At 52.6% G+C, this 22481-nt stretch carries 19 protein-coding genes; 6 read left to right on the top strand and 13 right to left on the bottom strand.

The genetic code is table 11. From position 1 onward, the window contains the following. The first annotated feature begins 322 nt into the window (after positions 1-322). Positions 323-1021, top strand: a complete 699-nt coding sequence (locus tag ACTNE6_RS05780; RefSeq protein WP_442498933.1) for a hypothetical protein — start codon at positions 323-325, stop codon at positions 1019-1021. A gap of 144 nt (positions 1022-1165) precedes the next feature. Here the strand turns inward: ACTNE6_RS05780 and ACTNE6_RS05775 are convergent, their stop codons facing one another. The 5 genes from ACTNE6_RS05775 to ACTNE6_RS05755 all read right to left on the bottom strand — a co-directional run bounded on the left by ACTNE6_RS05775 (position 1166) and on the right by ACTNE6_RS05755 (position 4512). Next, the gene (locus tag ACTNE6_RS05775; protein ID WP_442498932.1) at positions 1166-1798 is read right to left on the bottom strand and encodes a metal-dependent hydrolase; all 633 of its coding nucleotides are present in this window, start codon (positions 1796-1798) and stop codon (positions 1166-1168) included. A 345-nt stretch (positions 1799-2143) separates the two neighbouring features. Continuing rightward, a complete protein-coding gene (locus ACTNE6_RS05770; protein WP_442498931.1) occupies positions 2144-2434 on the bottom strand; it encodes a DUF1330 domain-containing protein in 291 nt (96 codons plus the stop codon). Between the two features lie 408 nt (positions 2435-2842). Next, the gene (locus tag ACTNE6_RS05765; RefSeq protein ID WP_442498930.1) at positions 2843-3370 is read right to left on the bottom strand and encodes a hypothetical protein; all 528 of its coding nucleotides are present in this window, start codon (positions 3368-3370) and stop codon (positions 2843-2845) included. A gap of 111 nt (positions 3371-3481) precedes the next feature. Beyond that, positions 3482-4051, bottom strand: coding sequence for a hypothetical protein (locus ACTNE6_RS05760; protein ID WP_442498929.1), 570 nt, complete (start codon positions 4049-4051; stop codon positions 3482-3484). Positions 4052-4197: 146 nt separating this feature from the next. Next, positions 4198-4512, bottom strand: coding sequence for a hypothetical protein (locus ACTNE6_RS05755; RefSeq protein ID WP_442498928.1), 315 nt, complete (start codon positions 4510-4512; stop codon positions 4198-4200). A 689-nt stretch (positions 4513-5201) separates the two neighbouring features. Between ACTNE6_RS05755 and ACTNE6_RS05750 the strand changes: the two genes are divergently transcribed. Together ACTNE6_RS05750 and ACTNE6_RS05745 are read left to right on the top strand one after the other, a co-directional pair. Further along, a complete protein-coding gene (locus ACTNE6_RS05750; RefSeq protein ID WP_442498927.1) occupies positions 5202-6293 on the top strand; it encodes a GRAS family protein in 1092 nt (363 codons plus the stop codon). Positions 6294-6814: 521 nt separating this feature from the next. Further along, positions 6815-7039: a hypothetical protein gene (locus tag ACTNE6_RS05745; protein WP_194972235.1), complete on the top strand. Its 225-nt coding sequence runs from the start codon at positions 6815-6817 to the stop codon at positions 7037-7039. A gap of 129 nt (positions 7040-7168) precedes the next feature. Here ACTNE6_RS05745 and ACTNE6_RS05740 read toward each other — a convergent pair whose 3' ends face one another. From ACTNE6_RS05740 to ACTNE6_RS05725, 4 genes are all read right to left on the bottom strand, one after another. Beyond that, positions 7169-8335: a hypothetical protein gene (locus ACTNE6_RS05740; RefSeq protein WP_442498926.1), complete on the bottom strand. Its 1167-nt coding sequence runs from the start codon at positions 8333-8335 to the stop codon at positions 7169-7171. A 302-nt stretch (positions 8336-8637) separates the two neighbouring features. Beyond that, positions 8638-9738 (bottom strand): transglycosylase SLT domain-containing protein, encoded by a 1101-nt coding sequence (locus tag ACTNE6_RS05735; RefSeq protein ID WP_442498925.1) that lies wholly within the window; start codon positions 9736-9738, stop codon positions 8638-8640. A gap of 544 nt (positions 9739-10282) precedes the next feature. After that, a complete protein-coding gene (locus ACTNE6_RS05730; RefSeq protein WP_442498924.1) occupies positions 10283-13732 on the bottom strand; it encodes a translocation/assembly module TamB domain-containing protein in 3450 nt (1149 codons plus the stop codon). Continuing rightward, positions 13729-15462, bottom strand: coding sequence for an autotransporter assembly complex protein TamA (locus ACTNE6_RS05725; RefSeq protein ID WP_442498923.1), 1734 nt, complete (start codon positions 15460-15462; stop codon positions 13729-13731). The genes ACTNE6_RS05730 and ACTNE6_RS05725 overlap by 4 nt, the downstream gene beginning before the upstream one ends. A 396-nt stretch (positions 15463-15858) precedes the next feature. On the opposite strand from ACTNE6_RS05725, the gene ACTNE6_RS05720 reads away from it, so the two are divergent. The 3 genes from ACTNE6_RS05720 to ACTNE6_RS05710 all read left to right on the top strand — a co-directional run bounded on the left by ACTNE6_RS05720 (position 15859) and on the right by ACTNE6_RS05710 (position 18828). Then, on the top strand, positions 15859-16383 hold the full coding sequence (locus ACTNE6_RS05720) for a Slp family lipoprotein (protein WP_194972151.1): 525 nt from the start codon (positions 15859-15861) through the stop codon (positions 16381-16383). Between the two features lie 54 nt (positions 16384-16437). Further along, positions 16438-16830: a hypothetical protein gene (locus ACTNE6_RS05715; RefSeq protein ID WP_442498922.1), complete on the top strand. Its 393-nt coding sequence runs from the start codon at positions 16438-16440 to the stop codon at positions 16828-16830. A 363-nt stretch (positions 16831-17193) separates the two neighbouring features. Continuing rightward, positions 17194-18828: an alpha-keto acid decarboxylase family protein gene (locus ACTNE6_RS05710; RefSeq protein ID WP_442498921.1), complete on the top strand. Its 1635-nt coding sequence runs from the start codon at positions 17194-17196 to the stop codon at positions 18826-18828. 53 nt (positions 18829-18881) lie between these two features. Here ACTNE6_RS05710 and wrbA read toward each other — a convergent pair whose 3' ends face one another. The 4 genes from wrbA to ACTNE6_RS05690 form a co-directional block, all read right to left on the bottom strand. Then, positions 18882-19490, bottom strand: coding sequence for an NAD(P)H:quinone oxidoreductase (wrbA, locus tag ACTNE6_RS05705; protein ID WP_442498920.1), 609 nt, complete (start codon positions 19488-19490; stop codon positions 18882-18884). 195 nt (positions 19491-19685) lie between these two features. Then, positions 19686-20036: a DUF1622 domain-containing protein gene (locus ACTNE6_RS05700; RefSeq protein WP_442498919.1), complete on the bottom strand. Its 351-nt coding sequence runs from the start codon at positions 20034-20036 to the stop codon at positions 19686-19688. Positions 20037-20220: 184 nt separating this feature from the next. Next, entirely contained in the window at positions 20221-20958 is a 738-nt protein-coding gene (locus tag ACTNE6_RS05695) for a ferritin-like domain-containing protein (protein WP_194971910.1), read from the bottom strand. A gap of 26 nt (positions 20959-20984) precedes the next feature. Continuing rightward, on the bottom strand, positions 20985-22148 hold the full coding sequence (locus ACTNE6_RS05690) for a hypothetical protein (protein ID WP_442498918.1): 1164 nt from the start codon (positions 22146-22148) through the stop codon (positions 20985-20987). Between the last annotated feature and the right edge of the window lie 333 nt (positions 22149-22481).

Here is a 22481-nt window from a genome sequence, read left to right as displayed (position 1 = left end):
TGTCCGTTTTTTACCGGAGCACAGCGCTGATTTCTTGGCTATACGTTTCTTGTAGGTCGCCCAAATGCCGGGGCCTTTATTCCGGGCAGAGCCGGTGCTGGAATTGACAATTTATTCGAATTTATCGGATAGCTGATGATCGTCCACCACTCTGGCGGGATGCGTTATGGCTTGTGGTTTTAGGCGGAATGCAGAGTCCCGCTCTGCTGAATCGCTTCATTCGCCAAATTGCGAATCGCCGGCAAATTAACTTATTTTTAATATGGTTTCTGCTATGTTTATTGCTGACTGATAAGGTCGACATAACAACAAGGAGCTAACTTTGAAAAACAAAAAAATCTTATTCTCTGGAGCGGCCGCGTTTGCGGGCATGGCGGCGTTAGCTGCGCCGGTTTGCGCAGCTACTACCATACAAGTCGGCGCAAGCGGCAAGACATACGCATCCGGCGGGGTGCAATGCGCTGCCGATCCAGCTACCGGCGCGCAATCACCGGCAATAGAAGCCGGTCTATTCAACCCCAAACAAGGGGTGAGCGCCGCTGTGTCGCTGAACGGTGCTTCTGTGGCAACTGTCACACCCGATAACCCGGCCGCTAATGTCTGGCTGGCCGATGGCAGCAACAGTGTAGTGGTGGCGCTCAGCAAAAGAACCGCCGATAGCTATACGTTTAATGTACAACCCGGCATGTGTGCACTCCCGGACACCACTGGCAATACCTTCAGCGCCGACGGCACACTGGAATATGCCGCCAGCAACAAATCTTACGCGACGGTAACGCCCGGTTGCGCATGGAACGCCAGAACCGGCATGGCGCAACCGTATGTAAACCTGTTCGATAATGGCTCTTACCTGCTCAATGTTTCCGTCAATGGCGCACCGCTGACACAGCTAAGCTCAACCCGTCCTCATACTCCCGTCTTTCTGAGCGCTGGCCAGAATGTTATCTCAGCCGCCAACGGCTATCTCTCTACAGACTATTATGTTCGCGATGGTGGTGACGGTACCTGCACACTGCCGTAGCAGCGCAATACACCATGCAGTAGCATGACATCGGCCTATCTGGTATGCATGCGGCGGCAAAACAAAACCCAGAGGCGCGGAATTACCGCGCCTCGTTCAGGTCATTTTATAACTCTCCGGTTCCTGGTATTTTGCTCAACTTGTCTATTGCCGTCTTTTATACAATCTCATAATGTCTAGATAACTGGCAACCGCGCGAGACGGACCGTTCGGAAAGAAGCGCCCTGCTTTCGGTTGTCCGATTGACTGGAGTGTTAGGGCAAGGCGCGCAAGCATCATCGTTGCGGTGGCTGCCATTGCTGGTAGCCAGACCCATAAGAACTCTGACTTCAAGACCACTAGGCCGCGTTCCGACAGGAACCTGGACATACCGAGAGGAGACACTTCGATTGGATGAAGGGGCATAAAGTATCGATGCTCCGACCAGGGCCAAAGGAGGGCGATTCCCAGACCGCCGTTTGTCAGTGTGTCCAGCACTCCGTGCGAACTCACAGCGATAAACAGAAATAAGAGCGCGCGGAGAAAATTTGTTTGGAGGAAGCGATAGAAACAAGCGAATAGCAACGCAACGACAAATGCAAACAGCAGCGAATGGGAAAACCCTCGATGACCGAACTCCGCTGCATATGGAATGCCGATGCGAAACGCGATTACGTCGAGATCAGGCAGGATTGAGCCAATAACACCGCACGCTAACAAAGGAGCGGGGACTAGCTTGCGGCCTAGCCCTAGACCAATAGCTAACGGTACAGCTGGATGCGTAAAGACGGTTGGCATATGCAATCCCTAACGTTTGGCATAAGGGATTCGCTTTAGCGCGTCCCGCTTGATGGAAGGGCTAGGGCTAGTTTTTAATGCGTGTTTCATACTTGACTCCTGCTTTTTATAGGGAACGGCAAAACCTTACAACGGGAATACCAGAAAAGGAAAGATGCAAAGGCCCTCTGAAAATTTCCGCTTGATATCCTTGTTTTTGACACTGCTGTACTAAATATATTTCTGCCCATTAGCTTTTGCGGCTTGCTTATTCTCGACCGCCTTGATTTGAAGATTATTTCGCCAATCTTGGATGGTATTTAGCAACTTGAATCTCTTTATTCGTTATACATCGTACTTTACGGCTTACACGCATCCATCGGCTAAGATTAACTTGCTAGTCGTAGATTGATGCCGGATTGCGAATAACGATTGAGCATCGGGATCCCTTAAAAACTCTTTCGCGTTTTCTTTTGAGGGAAATTCAAGTACTACAATTCGATTTGGGCGCCAGTCGCCCTCCATGACTTCAGGTTCTACGCCTTGCACGATATACCTACCTCCATGTTTTTTTATAAAAAACGGTATTTTCTCGATGTATTCCCGAAAGTTCTCAAAATTGTTAATTGCCAAATCCAATATCAGGTATGCATTCATTCAAGGGTTTCCTTTGAATTCAAGTTTCAATTTGTATTGATGAATAACGTAGAGCTAAGGGGCGTGCCGCTCACGGACGTTAAGCGAAACCCCAAAGCTTGATAAATGACAAAACTTTAAAACCGCCCTGGGGCGGCACGTCCCTTTGAGCGCCATGTTAGGCCAAGAAGCACGATGAAAGCCAACCGACCTTGGACAAAAAACCAAAACAACGCACCGGACGCTAGCCCAATACAGGACTCGCGGCTTGCCCCGCGCATGACGCAAACGCATGGCTGCTAATGGCAGAGCGTTCACAAACGCAACCTTACCGTAACCACCGAGGCTGATGAAAGCAAGCCAAAGCCAACGCATTCATTCCATAATGCCTAACGTCGCGCTCACCGGCTTGTCCGGTGCAGCGCATGGTTAGGTGATACACTCTCTCAGCCTTGCGATATCCTTTGAAAGTGCGTGCACAACCCGCATATATGAACTTGCCTCAAAACCAAATGCTCCTTCCCACTCAGCGCTTCCTGTTTTTGTAGGATATCTGTATAAAACGCTCGGGGCAGGCGGCCTTTGCTCCTTTTTGAATATTTCGACCTCGGCCTCAGACATGCCTTGGCACTCAGTCTTGAAAGGCATATCGAAGTGATATTTGGATTCCGGGAATTCGCGCTGGTACATGCCGTAAAGTTTTTCAAGATCATGGGTGTTGTTGATCTTGAAATTTTGGTCTTTATGAAAAAGCATACCCTTCAGTAACAGTTCAGCAGAATGCGCAGATAGCATTAGCACTACGGCGGCTTTAGCCCAAGCCGCCTTTTCTGGATCAGATGCCATCTGGCTTGTTAACGCAATTGCTGCACTACAGTATGCATCAGAATAGGCTAGGAATTTCTCGGGAATACTGAGCCCAACAAGCTCAGAATCTACGACCATGTTGTACGTCATGATTTCACCTAACGTAGAGCTAACCGGGCGCGGCCCGGAAAGCTGAAAAAATAAAACCGCCTTATAACCGCGCTCCGGTTGAGCGCCATGTTATGTTTTTTATGACGTAAATTAACCATCACTTTTGTCACTGCTCCGCTTGATAAAACGTTTAGCATCTGGGTGATGAATCTCCGGGACTAAATGATTACTTGACAAGTGTGGCTTAAGGCTTTCCTGATGATTTTGGCAGAATTGCAGAGCCGCCTTGGTTAGCTCTGTATACTTACTAAGTGTATTATCATTTATGGTGAGAAGTTGCAGATCAAAAACATAGTCATTATGAGGGCCATCTTTTACAAACACATTCGGCATAAGCTTCCCCAGATCAATATGAGCAGCTAAAGCATTACGGCCCGTCCCTACAAGATAATCATGTTTTTTCTTGTGACTCGGGCTGAGATCTTTTAACCATTTTGTTGATATGGAACCCATACGCATACCATGATATTCGTTATTTGAGCTACTAAAGGGTCGTGCATAGGTAACCACAAATGCTGTTGAAACCATAACTTCGAATGACAGATTAAATTGCACATAGTTATGGAGCTGTCTATGCAAATCCAGAAAGTTCAAACACTCTTGGAAGCTATATTTAGCGAACTCATACTTCTTAAATTCTATGTCGAATCGATTATTCATAATCTGTGACTTTCGTAAACATAACGTAGAGCTAAGGGGCGTGCCGCTCACGGACGCTAAACGAAACCCCAAAGCTTGATAAATTACAAAACTTTAAAACCGCCATGATGCGGCACGTCCCTTTGAGCGTCATGTTATGCGTGACCTTATTGACCATTTGAAATTGCCTGTTTGATTATTGGGGACACTGAAGCTGAAGTAATACCACGCTCTTTACAGTATTTAGATTGCAACCAAACAGAGAGCTGCTTTTGTCCCTTGCTGGCATTGCACCCGCAACAACAAAGAACGATATTTTCTCTGGTGATAATTGTTGCATCGTTAATGATGTGCTCCCAGCTGGCTGCGGACTTTCTGGAGACCTTGGCAGGCGCAAATTCAACACCGCAATAAACACAAGCCTTATCTCTTTTCCTGACTTCCGTTTCTAGCCAAGCTGGAATGTTCCAATTATTCGCCATGACTTAATCCGCCATTTACACATAACGTAGTATATATACGACATTGAATGTCCAATAATCCAAGGCATTTGTCGCATAACTCCAGTTGTTTATGTTTAAGCAATTGATTTGATAACCGTCCCTGTATTCAACGCCCCAGGTCGCGTGGATAAATCCCACATTCAGCCGAAAACCCAAAAGTGACTATATCTTCCACGAAGACCCGATTTTAGGCAATAAACTCAGGAATGTTCACGGTTTATATCAGCCTCTCTTTAATTGCTCTGAATTCGGCTCTCTTGAATCGCTTCTGCATAGTCGGCCTGACAGGATGTGACGGGAGCAATGAAGCACATCAATCGCGTCCGGTGCGTCCAGACAGTTCGCATGTTTCGAAAAACCAAATTTCTGACGATACGTTGTGCAATATTTCACATCGTAGATGTGAGTTTGTTCATTGAGGCTTGTACTGAGCGGCCGTACCATAGTAAGCAATTACTGTGATGATCTGTTGAATGAAGTACCAACAAGGACACAGCGACAGCCAAAGGTCGGCAGTCAAATTGATTTTTTATTTATTAAATTATCAATCATTGGAACGGCAGATATACCGTTAACAAACCTGACTAACTTCGTAGTTTTGTTGCCGGCTGCTAAGAGTATGAAAGATACCTAAAAACTTTATTATTACTATTAGAAGTTAACTTACTATGCAACACGCTCACGATTTTTCACTAAACGGCAATTTAAAAGCTTTGCTTGGCAAACTTGACCGCAGCCCTGCACCACATCATCTCGCCCAATTAAGGCAATTGATCGAATACAACGCAGAACGCGCTGCAGATGAACCACAAGCTTTCCTGGACATGCTGTTCCTCAACGCTATCCAGAACCGGTTCAACCTTCATGACGGGGAGCGCGAGCATATTTATCTGAAACGCTTCGAAATTCCACAAATTGAGCTTTTTGACATCCTTATCAACAAGTTTCCGCTGGTCAGCATGAGCCATGGCATTGTTAACGATGCCATCAAGCATGTCATTGCCGATGGTCCGCATGCGGTACTGATTGATATTGGCATAGGCCGGGGCATTCAAACCGCCAAACTTATCCAGTCCATGTCCGGGAATACCTCCTTGAAAACATTGACAGTGATCGGTGTCGAGCCATTTCATGAGGCTTTAACTCATGCCGGCCAAATGATTGCCAAAGCGGCGGCGAAAGTACCGTTCAAAGTCATTTTTTTCCCGCTGGATTGCTTGGTCGAAAAGCTGATGCCGGAACAATTGTTTTCTGCCTTCCCCAAACAATTCAATAAACTCGCTGTTAATGCTTCACTGATCGCCCATCACATCCCCAGCACAGCCGAGCGCATCGCATTTTTTGATATGATTCGCCAATTGCATCCCGATGCCCTCCTGTTGACCGAGCCGGACAGCAACCATATGGAGAGCGACTGGTGCCAGCGGGTAGAGAATGCCTATGCGCATTATGGCAGTGTATTCAGCATTATCGATCAGCTCGATATCAGCGAATCCGAAAAAAATGGCCTGAAGGCGTTTTTTGCCAGAGAAATCGATGATGTGGTTTCTCACCCCGAAGAGCAGCGCTTTGAACGTCACGAATGCACCTCCCGCTGGCTTGAGTATCTTGCCAAAACCGGCTTTCGCATGGGCAGACAAGTCAGTGTGGCTGAAACCTGGAAGGCGAAGGAAATTAGTTGCCGACAAGACTCCCCTGGTCGTCTTAGTATAGGCCATAAAGGCATCAATATGATGTCCATCCTGCATGCAACCCTTTAGGCTCAAGTACAAAAAATGCTTCTGTTGCGTTAATTCTCTTAGAAGCAATTCCGTTGTTCTGATTTGGGTTAAAGAGTTAGGTGGATGATGACTACCCTGTTCGGTTAATGGCTTGGCCAGCAGAACGTTTCAAGTTCTGCCTGGCAGTGGTGCTACGCCCCAAGCAAGCCAGCTTGTGCTCTTTCCCCATCATTGGCCGATCGAACGTACCTTCAATTGACTGAATCACTCACGCCGCCTCAGCAAAAGTTACGAGCGTATCACTCGCACCGATGAAACGGGGGTATATCGTCATGCGCCGCATTATGTTGATGCGTCTGGCCTGAAGCGGGCGTTTCCAAACGTCTTCTTAGACGTTCACTTTTTATGCGTTGCCTCTTGGAGTGCGAGGACTAACGGCGCTGTCGCAAAGGACTGCGAGTTTGAACCGTAACAAAGGTTTATTTTCTAATAATCAGGCAAGGCTGGTTTCTAACCATAAATCCTGTCATTTTTCTCATTGACTTTAAAGAGCGAATATTATGGAAACTCACAAAATAGAAATCAAAGATCTGGAAAGAAACGAAGTTGTAAGCACGGGCTATATAGACAATGAAGATATGCCGCTCATGGTTCATGATTTGAGCCATTACGATTTGAACCCTGATCATCACTATAAAGTCGGCCCCATCCACGGCGATTATTTAGAGCTGCTTTGCAAACATGTGGATGGATATACCAAGCATGTCTGGTTCGATCGCCATTAGGTCCTGCTGACATTTCGCCGCAGCCGGATCAAAGCAGAGGATAAGTTTCCTCATGGCAATCCGTCAGGGACTGGATAATCGATACCGGCGAAAAGATGTAATATTGTCTGTAAAAATCCGCACGCAATTTTAAAGACGGTGAGCCTCAGTCTCCTGCAACATCTGTTTGAGCCACTGCATATAGGGAGTGCCGCCGGTTCCCCTCGGATCATCCGTCCAGCGGTTGATATATTCCTGCGCCCAGCCGTAATGGACGCGCCGGAAGGCCGCCATGGCATCCAGAATGGCGTTATAAGGCTCCTTATATTCAGGACTTCTGATATCCGGCATGGCCTCGACTTCCTTGATCAGCACCCGGTGCCTGAGCGGCATGTACTTGCGCATATCGGCCAGATGGTCCGTCAGGGCGGATCGCTGATGTGGAATTTTCATGAAGGCGATCAGGGTCGGCATGATACTGCTCTGGGCGCCTGTCTCTCCACGAAACTGGATGGGCGCTTGCTCCACGCCTTCATAGGTTATATTTTCGAAAAAGCGGATATAAGGCCTGAAAGTCTTGTAATAGAGACTGGAATCCATGTACTCCGGAATGCGCTTGATCACCTCGACCTGGCGTTGCACAGAATCCGCGATGAGCCATAGCTCCGGGTTCAGGTCAACATCATCATTTTCCGCCAGTTTGCGTTTGATCGACGCGATCGCAGCCAGAATATCGGCCCCTATTGCTTCAATCTCTACATGCACCAGGATGAACCAATGCTCGTCATACAGGTGAACGAAGTTTTGCAGGGTATCGATATTGCCCAACCGGATCGGTTGATCTTTGCGAAAGCGTTTCCAGTTATAGAGCGCGTAGCCGTCATAACTCAGAATGGGCAAACGATCGAGCAGCATTGCGGCCCGCACCAGCGGCACCGCGATGTTATATGGCAGAACCTTGTCTGGCTCCGCCCCGACCTGACTGACGTAAGCGGAGGCAAGAAAACCGAGCCGCACATAATAAAGGCGCAGCTGAGGCAGGTTCTCTTCGGTAGCAGGCCCCTGCCATCTTGGAATTTCCAGCTCCCGCGCATAAGTCCGAAAGTTCTTGTCATAGAGCTGGCTCGGCAGGTCATGCCCGATCTCATCAAGCACGGCATAACGCGATTCATGAGGAAATGCGGTCAGAGGGTCTTTCTCGGGCAGAAATCCGCGTTGCGCATAGATAGGCTTCAGCAATTCACAGCCTTTGAGCCTAGCTATTTTCTCGGCATCGCTCCCTCCCATGAAACGCTGCCAGTGCGCTTCTGTCATCATGATTTTTTCCTTCGAAAAACAAAGGCTAAATTAAGTGTGCCGCAACCAGTCAATAAGCCAATGCCATTAAGTTAAGGCTTGTTCCGTTCGCCCTGCTCCTTCGACTACGCTCAGGACTAAAGGCTTTGTCGAAGGGCGAGTGGAACAAGTCGTTAAGCCATTCATGGTTCGACAAGCTCACCACGAACGGCTTAACTTAACAGCATTGATCAATAAGCTGCTTGCGCACCCTACATACACTAAGACCGGCGCCTTTAGCCCTTGTTCCTTGCCCGATGTCCAGCATAACTTTGCAAAACAGCTCAAAGCTCCATTTGCAATCCCGGTATGCCGATACGCTGTATCCGAATGGCATTCCTGCCTTCCTCGTAAGCCGGCAATTGACCTTCATGCTGCCAGAGCCTGAAAGCCAGGGAATATGACAATACGCGCACCGGATAATCGCGCGGCAGTTGTTGCAGATAAGGCTGAATGGTTACGAAATCCGTCACGCCGTACTGCTGCATGATGAAGCGCAGGCCGCCGTTGGTGGGTCCAATATTGTAGGCCAAAAGGCCCAGAAACAGATCGCCTTTCATTTCAGCCAGATAGTGTTTCAGGGTGGCGGCGGCAATAAAGGCATTGTGCCGATGGTCGAGCAAAGACAATTTATCCACGCCAAGGCGCCTGCCGGCCTGTTCTGTGGCCGCCTTGGGCACGCGCGTGATCTGGAACAGGCCATGCCCGCCATCCTGGCTGTCGCGTGGCAGGAACGAAGACTCTGCCGCGGCAACGCCCTGCAAAAGATTCGGGTCCAGATCGAACGCTTTAGCCGCTTCTTCGATAACGGCATTGTATTCTTCCGCGCGCTTCACCAGTCGCAGCAGCTGCACCGTATCGTACCGCCGATAAGCCGCATAAACCTGATGAGCCAGCGTAATGCGGGCCGCTTCCTGCTTGCCTCCGACCAGTGAGCGGAAGTGCCCGTAAGCCAGGGAAAATTCACCCTGTATCGCAAACCAGCCGACCATGAGCGCCAGTCCGACGGCCAGCATCGGCGGCAATAACGATGAAAAGGCGCGCAGTTGTGTTCGCAGTTTCCACCAGCCGATCAGCAGCGCCGCCGCGGCCAGAATCAGCCCGACCACGCCGACCGCGAACGGCAGCAGGCTGCTGAAAAAACGCGTGCCTGAAAATCTGTCGGCCGAATAACCCAACAGCACGATAACCAGCAATGCGACGGTAATGACAAGACTGGTTACTTCAAGCATTATCAACGACAGCCGACTTCTGAAATGATTCATCATCGGCCTGGACGCCGGCTTTTTTACTGCCGGCCGTGTCGTGCGCGGACGTGGTTTGACTTGAGGCGGTACTGTGGTCTTTTTAGATGCCGGACGGCCTCGCATTGCCGGTTTGTTCATAGTAACTGATGTTACGCAGTAAGCTGAATACAGATCGGTTTAACAAAGTGCCGCTAACGCGACGGTTTTACTTAATCGGGTTTGTCGCACCCGAAGGCGAGTTACTTGCTTTTAACAGCCTGTATAGGCGGGTTGGAGCTTTAGCGGAAACCCGGCATGGGCGGCCGTAATGCTGGGTTTAGCAGCCTGGCCTACCCCGCTGCCCTGCCAAAATCCAGGCGAAATCCACTGTAGGGTACGCATCGCGTACCTGTTCAGGGCTTTTCGGCACACCGCAAGTCCGGAAAGATACGCGATGCGTACCCACGAAGATGGGGAGACGCCAAATGCGGGGTTTATCAACCCGGCCTACCGCCGCTAAAACAGCGGTGCTCGGCACGGCAAACGGGATGAAACGGCCTTTGCGCAACATCAGATAGTAACAAAGTCAGATTCCGGTAAAGTCATCCAATCAGGGAAATTATAGAGGAGGTTTCGGTTGAGTTTTAATTATTCATGTTATTTTGTATTGAGCGCTTTTATGGGACAGCGGTTTTCTCTTCTGTCAATCGGTCTCAATCTGATAGTTCAGCTTGATTCTTTGCGACGTGCCTGCCTCGGTTTCCACGCTGAGCGCCTTTGTCAACATCCTCCTCAAGACCAGCACCGCCTGCTTGTTGAACAGGCCGACCTTGGTGCCGATATAAAACTCCGGCGTCAGATGCCGGCCCACGGCCAGCAGCGTATCCTGCAGCGTCTTGCCTTCTTTAACCTCAAACTGATCGGCTCCGAACTTGTTGGCGAGCCAGGCAACCTTCCCCGCCCCATAGGATAACGCTGCGCCGGCTATCATATTGCCTTCCGATTCGCTGGCCTGATTCAGCGGCCGGCCCGTGATCAGGTAGGCCAGTGCTTCCGCTTCCGGCAGCGCCGGTTCCGAATAAATGCGGGTCCTGGGCGCTTTCGATGATCCGCTCACGCTGAGCACCGCCGTCACTTTTTTGTCATTGGAAACACGGACGGCTTCAACGTCCAGCCAGGGATTGTCGATCGGTCCGTTGAAGGCAAAGCGTCCTTTGCGCACGGTCAAATCCTGCCCGTACTGTTCGTAGCGGGCCTCCTTCATGTCAACCGTGCCGTGCATGGTCATTTTTCCCGCTCTCTGGACGACCTTCAACTTGCCTGCCAGGTCGGTCTTTAGCCCCATCCCTGAAAATTTCACATTCTTGCCCAGTTCGACGTCGACATCGATATCAAAACCCGGCACGGCCGGTGCTGTTTTCTCGACAGGTTCCTCGCCGACAATAATCTCATCTTCGCTGACCTTGACGGCCTGCTCCGGCAACTGCTTGAGCTTCATGATCGCCGTCGGCACGCCCAGTTTGCCCGTCACTTTGCCCTGCCCGTTCGCATAAGCTATTTTCAATGCCGGCGATACGGCTATCTGCGCTTCCGGCAGCTTCGCGACTTCAAAATCATCGCCTGTCAGCGTCAGCTCAACCGGCCAGCCGGCTTCGGGCTGCAGCCGCACAAAACCATCCAGATAGACAGAGCCGGTGCCCGACTTGGCCGCGCCCTGTATGCGCAGACGCTCGGCATTCTCCCTGGCAGCCGCGATCTCTACGCTAATATCGCGAAGTTTCAGGCCCAGCTCCTGAATATCGACAGCGCCGCCGGAAAGCCTTACCGAGCCTGCCGCCGCCGGTTTTTGCAGGACTCCGTACAGCGTCAGGTCCGCCTGCAATTGGCCTTTAAGGCCGGACACCTTATCCGGCACCAAAGCGTTGAACAGCGCAAACTCGGCCACCGAGGCCTGTATGCGGCCATTGACAGCCTGGCTCGGGCCGATATCGGCCTGCAGTTGTCCGCGCACGAAGTCCCGGCCGGCCAAGGCCAGATCCAGATCGGCCGACACCTCATTGCCGCTTACCGTACCGGTCACGGACGAGGCGCCGAGCGGAATAGCGGTAGTAGTTTCCTTAGCCTGTAACAAGACCTTAGCCCCGGACGGCATCTGAAGACTGTAGCGCCCGGCTAGCACGCCTTTGCGCCGCGCTAGTTGGGCATCGGCATTGAGGATGCCGCTCAGCATCACCTGTTCTGTCATATAAGTCTGCAGCAGCGCGAGCGGCAATGACGACGCTCGCAATTCAGCCTGAAAGTCGCCGCTGGCCTGATAGCGGCCTTGCACGCAGACGGAAGCGGCCTGCTGGGCCAAGCAGCCCTGCTCGAAAGCCAGGTCGACGCCCGCCTCGCGCGGCGCTACGGTAAAAGCCATGGGCTCCCGAAGCTGCCAGCGGCCTTGATTTGGCACATTCAGCGCCAGTTTGGACAAACTGCCCTGCCAGCGGCCGTTTTCGATGCCGCCCGTCAGTCCGGCTGACAGGTCGCCTTTATTTGAACGCAGATCGGCACTGAGGCTATGAACCGCCTGCGTACCGCTGCCCTCGACCAGCAGTCGGCTTATCTCGATAGCGCCGCTTTTGATGGCGGTCGCTGATAGATTCAGTCTTGACGTTGCTTCGGAGCGATAGCCGATATCGGCATTCAGTTCCGCAGCACTATATCCGGCGAAGCGCAGACGTCTGCCCTGGGCCTGGAAATCAATCGAGGGTTGCCGCCATGCGCCCTTGAGACGCCCTTCGCTTTTCAGGCTGCCGCCCAGTCCCGGCCACAGCGTATCCAGTTTGGGCGCATTGATTGTAACGTCCAAAGCGCCCTGTTCCTGTCCCAGTGTACCATCCACGGCCAGCCTGTTGACGCCGGAATTGATGCGCAGTGATTCGACTGTCAGCTGATCTCCGGCCAGAAACAGTTTGCCATCGGCGCTCACCGGATAATCGCGCAGCTTGCCGGTCAGTTTGTTGATATCGGCTTCCAGTTGCAGCGCCTGCTCGGCCAGTTTGCCTTTGATATGTGTGCTGAAGGTCAGATCGCCGGGCATTTCCGGCATGATAATGGCCGGATTGAAATGCTGACCCTGGGCTGTCAGGTCAAACGCCGGCGCCTCCTGCCATGAAACATCGCCCGCCAGCAGAAACAAGCCGGTTTTGGATTTCAGCTCCAGTCTTTCGATGGCCATGGCTTCGAGGCTGCCTGTGCCCTTGAATGCCAGATGGCTTTCGGGCAGATACTGCTGCGTCAGCCGGCTGTTGACGGTTAGCCGGTAGTCATCGAGCAAACCGCTCAGCTCGAATGTGCCTTGCTCGCTCTTCAGCTGGGGTTCGGCGGCCATCAGCGGCCATTTGAGGTTGCGCCAGTCGCCGCGGGCGTTTATACGCGGCTTGCCGAGCACATCTTCCAGATTGCCTGTCAGGCTGGCGGCGAATGGCGTAGATAATCGATTATCGAACACAATCCTGTCGATGTTGCCGTGGACGATGGATGCGCCCTGCCATACGCCGTTGGTTTCGGTGCTGACCTGCCAATCGGCCTGCAGGCTGAAAGGAAAACCCTTGCCCAGCGTTACTTGGCCTTGTATGGTCGTGACGACAGGCTTGGCATTGACTTCCAGCAGACTGACGCTGAGCGTCCCCTGTTCAGTCGCTGCCGCCAGGCGCAGCCTGGCCAGTTCGTACACCTGCTCGCCCGACTGTAGCCGCGTATCGGTCAGCAGCAGGTTTTCAACCGCAATCTCGACCGGCAGCCGCAGTTCGGCCCCGAAATCGAACGGCGCCTCGTCCTTGGGCTTTTCAGCTTTCCTGATAGTCACGGTGACGCCATTCAGCGTCAGGTCGATGATTTTGACGGTGCCCGAAAGCAACTCGCGGGGCCTCCAGGCAAAAGCCAGATTTTTAACGGCGACGGTTTCGGTATCGCTCTGATAATGGAGATCCTTGAGCACGAGGCGATCGATCAGCCGGCCCTCTATCTTCGCAGCCGTCACCTGTGCAGGCAGTCTTGAAAAAACCTGCTGCAACAGCCAGCGGCTGCCCGCTTCGCTGCTGACCAGCCCAAACAGACCGACAGGGATCATCAGCACGATCAGCAAGACTGCCAGCAGCCATTTCTTCATAGTCTGGCGCCTGCGGAAAAATGGATCTGAAACGAGGAATTAGCCTCGTTCAGCGGCACGGCGAAATCGAGGCGCACAGGACCGACCGGCGAATACCAGCGGATGCCCAGGCCTACGCCGGTCTTGAAGCTGATGTCGCCGGCATTGAAGGCATTGCCGCTATCGACGAAGGCCGCCGCGCCCCAGTCATCGAGAACGGGATGCTCGTATTCGGCGCTGACGACCGTCAGGAACTCGCCGCCTTTGACATGGCCGAATCCGTCCTTCGGTCCCAGTTCCTTGTAATCATAGCCGCGAATGCTGTTGATGCCGCCTGCGTAAAAACGGTATGAGGTCGGCAGTCTACTCAGATCATCGACCAGTGTCGCGCCCAGATTGGTCCGGCCGATGAATTTGCCGCCCCCGGGCAGGGGCTGCATCCAGATGCCCGAAAAAATGCCCTGCAGAAAACTGACGTCGGAAAACGGAGTTTCATAGCTGCCTCTCACTTCGAACTCGGCCCTGTAGCCCTTGGTCGGCCGCACGATGCTGTCGGCCACCGAGCGCAGCCAGCTGGCGCCGGGTACCAATAACAACGCTTCGCCTGATTCAGTCTCGGTTTCAAATTCCTCATAACTGTAGTCAAGATAGAGCGTCTGCTTCCAGCCGTTGGGCCGCGCTTTCTTGTAGCGTACAGAAAGCGCCGCTTTTTTGGACTTGAAAGTGTCGGTATCTTCGTATCTGAAGCCACCGCCGAAACTAAGCACGTCATGGACCGGATCTTTCATCGGAATGCTGTATTCGACATCGGCAATCGACAGCACCGGCGAGATGTCGAGGTTGGCGTTCAGAAAATGGCCGCGCCGGTTCAGGCGGCGGTTCTTGTAAGTCGCATTGCCTAGAGGCCCAATGTCGGTGTCGAATCCCAGACCGAAACTGTACAGATGCCGGTTATTTGGAGACAGCGTGATCGAAACCGGCACGCGCTGCTGTTCGATGTTTTCGGTGTCCGGAATGATTTCCACGCTGTCGAAATAGTCGCTTTGCGACAGTGCGCTCTGTGTTTTAGCCAATTGCTCGGTGCTGTAGTAATCGCCTTTTTTTATCGAAATATATTTCTCCACAAAGTCGGGATTCAGGATGTCCTGCTTAATGGTGACATCGCCGAAATACATGCGCTTTCCGGCATCGAACAGCAGCTCGATCCTGGCGCTGTTGCGCGCCTTGTCGATCAGCAGTTTGCTCTCGGTGAATTTTGCATTCAGGTAGCCGCGCTCCAGCGCAAGCGTTTCAAAGCGCCGCTTCAGGCTTTCATATTGGCCGTGATGGACGGGACTGCCGATCTTTAGCGGCAAGTTGTTGCGCAATTTCTGAAACTCAGGATCGTCATGGGCTTCGCCTGTAATCGCGATATCGATAGCGCTGACGACAGCCTGCGGTCCGGGCTGGATGTCAAAGCGAGCCTGCCAGCATTGCCGGTCAAAAGTCAGCGACTTTTCAAGGGCGGCATGGTAATAGCCCAATGCCCGCAAGGCCTCGTCGATTTCCTGATCGGCTTGCGCGTAGAGGTTTCGTATTTTCCACTCCGGCGCATCGCAACGTTCCTTTGCCAGGGACAGCGTAAGCAGTACGTTTTCCTTGGCCTGCCCTTTAACGCCCTTAACTGACACCTCGGCAACTGCCACGGAGGCGGATAAATACAACATCAGCATGAGTGGCGCGGCTCTCAGAACCGGAGACTTCAGGCGCATAAGGTTCTGCCCAGGCTTCTATAGGTTGCGCCATACGGGGATGGGCTGCGGAACGGCCGGATAGTGAGCAGTTGATTTTTTCATAGGTTCCTTCAGTATTGTCGCGCTTAAATTAACCATTGCCGGATTGCGGCCTATCAGAGAAATAAAAATCAGCCAACCAGCTCAGGCGTTCCGGTTCAGCGGCATGAGTAGGTCTCCACTCGCCGTCAACTGGTCAAACCATGAATTGGAGCTTGGCTATCAAATGGCCGATGGCAATGGAGTTTGCCTCTATTCAGGGATTCAGCATAAGGAATTTTAATTATTAAAATAAGTCCTAACTTTTGAAATAGTTTTACTTGCTTGGGTATGTGTTTCCGGTTAATAGTTCCAGGTTAGGGAATGGAGAATATTATGAAACATTTATTACTGCTATTAAGTATCTTGTTGAGCGCCTGTTCAAGTATGCCGACTGTATTGAAAAATGCGCCGGCCATGGATGTCCATCTCGGAGAAGCGCTTAATAACCCCGACCGTTACCGCGGTACTCCCGTACGCTGGGGCGGCACGATCATCGAAGTCGAAAACGAAACGGACGCCACGGAAATACAGGTTCTCTATTATCCGCTGGACAGTTCGGCACGCCCACGCATTGATAAGAAAACGCAAGGACGATTCATTGTTAGTAGCCCGAGTTTCCTGGACCCGGCCATCTATAAAAAAGACTCGATAATTACCGTAACCGGCACCCTCAAGGGCTCAGTCGAGCGCGCTGTCGGCAAGAAGATGCTGGCGTTGCCGCTGGTCGAAATCGGCAATATCTATCTCTGGCCGGAAGAGGACTATCGGGACGTCTATTATGGCCCCTATATGGGTTACTACCCGTATTATTACTATCCCTACAGTCGGTTTGGCTATTACTATTATCCCTGGTATTAAAGCTTTTCAGGCCGACGCCTTACGATAATCTCGTCCTGCATAGCAGAGGTTATTATGAGAAAATCAACCATCCTGACGGCAGCGTTGTTTACGCTGCTGGTCGGCCTCCTGACTACCCGTGCGGCAACAGCCGATACCGGCATGGGCATCTATCCTGACGACAGGCTGTTTCTTAAAGTCGGCGACAGGCCCGGATTCAGACCTTATCCCCCTTACAGGCCTTATTACGGTTATCCCGGATACAGGCAGTATTACGGTTATCCCAGACCGCCTCAACGCTATGACCAGTATCGCTATGTGCCTAGATACAAGCGGCCGCCTTATTACTACGAGCGGGATTATTATGAGCGCTATTATGATTATCCTCAGCGGCCTCCTTACCGCTCCTTTCAACGAAGAGCGCCGGGATGGGGAGAAGATCCAAGATTTGAGCGCCGATACCGCTAGGTGTTAGTTCAATGCCATTAAGTTAAGACTTGTTCCGTTCGCCCTGCTCCTTCGACTACGCTCAGGACTAAAGGCTTTGTCGAAGGGTGAGCTAAACAAGTCGTTAAGCCATTCATGGTTCGACAAGCTCACCACGAACGGCTTAACTTTAACGGCATTGGGTGTTAGTTCAGACCAGTTTGGACGCTTAGGCAAATGGCGGATCGATCAGTCTTTGACCGGCATTACAGGATCATCCTATACTCATCCGTTAGGCGGCTGCACGTATTGATCTCGTGTCAAGGCCGGGAAACAATACCTTATAAACAGTAAAACTGACTGCGTCCACCGTAGGCTGGATAAGCGGTTCCGGAGGTACTTCTCATGTCATCGCATCCTTCCATCGGCCATTACCTTTTAACTCGCCTTTACGAGTCCGGGGTCCACCATGTCTTCGGCGTGCCGGGCGATTACATCCTGCGCTTTTATCAGCAATTGTCTAGAAGCCCCATCCAGCATATCGGCACGACCCGTGAAGATACCGCCGCCTTCGCTACCGATGCTTATGCCCGTTGCCGGGGACTGGGGGCGATGGCCGTCACGTATGGCGTAGGCGCCCTGAGCGTCGTCAATGCGGTCGCAGGCGCTTATGCCGAATCATCGCCCGTAGTCGTTATCAGCGGCGCGCCGGGCATTAAGGAACGGCACGAACATCCTCTGCTGCATCACCGTTTCGGGCCGTTCCGGTTTCAGCATGAAATATTCGAGCGTATAACCTGCGCCGTCGCGGTCCTTGACGATCCCTACACGGCTTTCCGCCAGATCGACCGCGCACTGGCCGCGGCCCGCGAACATTGCAAACCCGTTTACATCGAACTGCCCCGCGACAGGGTGGATGTAGAGGGTTATTCAATGCCCTCGGAATCGAGACCTGCGACCGCCAGCGATGCCGGCTCGCTTAACGAAGCCGTGGAAGAGACCTTGCAATTGCTGGGCAAGGCCGCATCGCCGGTGCTGGTCGCCGGCGTTGAGCTGCACAGACGCGGACTGCAGGACAAGCTGCTCAATCTGGTCGATAAAGCGCATCTGCCGGTGGCGGCGACGCTGACCGGCAAATCGGTTCTGGGCGAGCGCCACCCTTACTATCTGGGCATTTATGAAGGCGCGATGGGATCGACGCTGGCCCGCGATCGGGTAGAACAATCCGACTTCCTGCTGATGCTGGGCGTCACGATGAATGACATCGATCTGGGCATTTTTACGGCCAAGCTCGATGCCAACCGGGTCATACGCGCCACCCAGGACGAAGTCATTATCCATCATCATCGCTATCCGCATGTGCTGCTGGGCGATTTCGTGACCATGCTGAACGAACGGATGGCGCCGCGCCCCGAGATCGGGCCTGCAGTCGCGGCGGAACCCGCAACCTTCGATTTCCCCGTCAAGAATCAGCCGATGAAAGTCGCCCGGCTTATCGCGCGGCTCAATCGCTTCCTGACGCCTGACATGGCCGTCATCAGCGATGTCGGCGACTGCCTGTTTGCCGCAATCGACCTGAGGGTGCATGAAAACAGCGAATTCCTGGCCTCGGCCTATTACACCACCATGGGCTTCGCCGTTCCCGCCGCGCTAGGCGCACAGATCGCCAATCCCACGCGCCGTACGCTGGTTCTGGTCGGAGACGGCGCTTTTCAGATGACCGGTACCGAACTGTCGACGATAGCCCGTTTCGGACTCAATCCGATCGTGATTATTTTCAATAACTGCGGCTACAGTACTGAACGCTATATTCTCGACGGCCCGTTCAATGACATTGCATGCTGGCAGTTCGAGCGCCTGGGCGAGGTATTCGGCCCGCTGACGGGCTATTCGGCCAGCACCGAGGATGAATTTGAGGACTGCCTGAACCGGGCTTTTGCGCAGCAGTCATCGCCCAGTCTCATCAATGTGCATCTGTCGAAGGATGATCCATCCCCCGCCATGCGGGGATTGGCCGAGCGCCTTGGCAAGCGCGTTTAAACATTGTGGGGGCGACTTTAGTCGCCCTCACGCCTGCCACCCCTATTCACGCCTCAACGTCCGCCCGAACTCTGCTTCGCCGCGATCTGCGCCACATGCCTGCCCTGGTAGCGGGCGCCGTCCAGTTCCACGGCCGACGGCCAGCGGCTTCCGTCTCCGCCGGCGATGGTCGAGGCGCCGTAGGGCGAATTTCCCATCACGTCATTAACACCCATCTGCCCCTGAAAGGCGTATGGCAGGCCGACGATGATGAAGCCCAGGTGCAGAAGCACCGGAATAAACGTCAGTATGGTCGACTCCTGGCCACCGTGCTGCGTTGCCGTGGATGTGAAGACCGATCCGACCTTGCCGACCAGCGAGCCGCTCAGCCAGAGCGATCCGGTCCGATCGATGAAATTCTTCATCTGCGCCGTCATATTGCCATAGCGCGTGCCGGTGCCAAAAATGATGGCGTCGTATTCGGGCAGCTCATCAACAGTCGCGATAGGCGCAGGCTGGTCCATTTTATAGCCGGATTTGCGGGCGACCTCTTCCGGCACCAGTTCCGGCACGCGCTTGATGACCGCCTCGGCGCCGGCTTCTCGCGCACCTTCGGCGACAGCCTCGGCCATGCGCTCGATGTGGCCATAGGATGAATAATACAATACAAGCACTTTGGTCATGGTTCTTCTCCTAAAAATGTGCTGTTCCACTGCCTGATTCGCTATTGGATATAATGAAAAAACGTTATCCGTGTAAGGCAGGCCTCTATCATGCATAGGAAGAACATAAGATAAATACGCCTGCGGTTCAGTGCTGTATCACACATTAAGGGTGAAAACCCGGCACGTGCGGCATGCAACATAGGCATTGAGCCGCTATTCTCTGTTCTGCCAGGGCCAGCGGCCGTTCAACTCCACTTCCAGCGAAAAGCTCAGGAAAGTGCGTATGACGATGATGATGGCCAATACGCCCACCGTCTCGAAGTTGACCTCCACCACAGCGGAATGAATGACATCAGCCGCGATGAAAAGCTCCAGGCCCAACAGGATGCCGCGCCCGAGACGCTGACGTGTATCGCGGAAAACTTCTTCAGCATCAGCGTGGTTATAAAGCCGGAATGCCGCAAAGACCAGCGTATACAAGGCCAAAACGGCAATTAGGACGACGCCGGTCGTCTCGATAATGGCCGTGCACCACTCGCCTATCCGTTTTACAAATTCGGACATATCGCCGTTTCCAGAGAAAACCTGCAATGCTGTGCGTAACTAAAGGATTTTCACTGCGAAGATAGGAAGGGCGCGAAGCAAAATAAAGTCAAAGTCTTCTCGCCCTTCGAATGCTTCACTGAGTTTTCATGAAAATGAGGCCTGATCAGGCAGGCCATCACAGGCTCAAAAACGGCTGCCTGATTTATATCGCGCCCGCCTGTTTCAGCGTGATCTGTTCATACCACTGCCGTATTTCCATCAGATGCTCATCCTCCTCATTCAACGCCGCCTGAAAGTCTTTCGACATGTCATCAAGCCCCATGTCATCGGCCAGCTTGACCAACAGGTCCCAGCCGGCATTATCGACCAATTCGGCATTAAGCATCGCCTCCAGGCATTGATCCACGGATGTGCGCGGATCGCTCAAGACCTGAAGCACGCCGCTTGATGCTACGGCGCTGACATCGGCGCCGGGCGTCTGCGCAGTGGCATCGGCTCCCAAAGACTCTAGCGCGCCAGCGACTACCTTGAAGTGCAAGGCTTCCTCATGCCTGAATCGTTTGAGCATATCAATGGAAATCGGCGAGTCATCCGGTTTAGGTGCCGTCTGACATTTATTGATAAAGTAATCATAGAGCCGTGTGCCCGTCCGTTCAAAAGCCAGGCGCTCGCCCAGCTTGTCGATCAGAACTTGGGCATTCCTGCCGGCAAGTAACTGCATAGTTGCCTGGGCCGCGCCTTTCAACGTACCCGGAACAGGGACCGAACCCACGGGTTCGGCTTCTTTGATATAGTTGGCCTCAACGGCTGCGATACCTGCCCCGTCTCCGCGGGAGCTCGGCAAGTAGGCGTTGGCCGCATCGATCATCTTCTGGCTGTCGACAGGCGACATATCGATGCCGGTTCGGTTTCGGATGCTCATTTCAACGGGTTGGTTCATTTTTCAGCTCCTACACAAGTCTGTAGTTAAGCAACTTTACGATTCAGTTCTGTGCCGGGAGTCCACTGGTATCCTTCAGCGACCGTTTGAGATGGCGAACCATCAGAATTGATGTGCTGCCGGTAAGCCAGCGATGCCTGGTCCTCCTTGTCTTTACTGACGAATTGCGTGCCGCTGGTGCGCAGATCCACTTCCTGTTTGAGCGTTTGCCGTACGAATTCGCGGTTGCTCTTGAACGGCATCGGATCGGGCAATGTTTGCGAAATAATCTCGGACGGGTCCCGGCGCTCATACTGCTTGACCAGTTCCGATACATAAGCATAGTGCCCGAGCTCATAATCCAGGAAGCGTTCCCAGATCGCCTTAATGCGCGGATTCGTCTCCTGTTCCACGCAGCTGTAGTAGTTGTAAACTTCGGTCGCTTCATGGATCAACCATTTCTCCAGCCAGGTTTCATCAGGATCGATGATCGATTCATACTGCGTGACATGCTGCTCCTCGATCGAGGCGATCTCGGCATACAACTGGCGCGCGACCGGATCTGCGTAGGTCGGCCCAATGTTGGCATAATAATCATGGGTCTGATACTCGGCGGCCATGATGGTCGTGGCGTGCAGTTTGCTGATCGTATCCGCTTTGGTGCGATCATAAGGATTGCGCAGATCATTTTCGGGCGCCCGGTGCTCGTCCACGGTAGGCCGGCCCGGAATAATATCGGTATGGGACTGGAGGATGTTGTTCGCATCCTTGCCTTCCAGACGATCGAGCAACGCCGAGTACCGGTAGAGATGGTCGAAGTCCTCCAGCAAGCCGAACCGGTAGACCTGGGCCAAATAAGGATCGGGCTCGTTTTGCGCCACGGCGGCCGTAACCTCTACGGCGACCTGCTCATAAGCAATAGTAGTTTCCAGCGGAGAGTGGTCGGACGAAATGAGCCAATTGATGGTCGTTTGTTGCTGTTGCTCGACGCGCCGGATTTTCGCCAGCGGCACCTGCAGATCTTTGTTCATGCGTGCGCACAGGTGCTGGAAGCGCAGCGCTTCTACTTCCAGTCCATTAGTAAGGATGATTCTCACGCGAGTAAAAGCTTCATCGTCGAGCTTGCTGATGGGCGGCTGTACCATGTCCTTCCAGGTCATTCGTTGTTTTTCGAGAGACATCCCCTTCGAATCGAATAGATTTACAGACATATCGCCTCCTTAACCATTAAGGAATAAATTCACGGTTACTTGTTGAGTAAACAGGGCTCCGTGCGATCCTTTTGTTTACATTTCGTCATGATGCCAAGATAAATTGCCCCACTACGGCGAGATTTTTCCGTCAATTTAGATCGCCTTTCTATTGTTGGTGCATCAATCGCCATTTCGGCCTATGGCCCATGGGATGTGCATCATGATTTTTTTCCGTAATGGGCGAACATATCACAATCTAACTAATCGAGGCAGACGGGCAAATACTTAGATATATTGCCGACTTGGAGAAGAAGGCCTACAAGTTATTGATGAAGCGGGGGATGCGGCACA

This window comes from Methylobacter sp. sgz302048 (genome assembly GCF_052162025.1).
In the GTDB taxonomy this organism is placed as follows: domain Bacteria; phylum Pseudomonadota; class Gammaproteobacteria; order Methylococcales; family Methylomonadaceae; genus Methylobacter.
The sequence above is the reverse complement of the archived record's forward strand: the minus strand, read 5'-3'. Positions and strand labels throughout refer to the sequence as shown.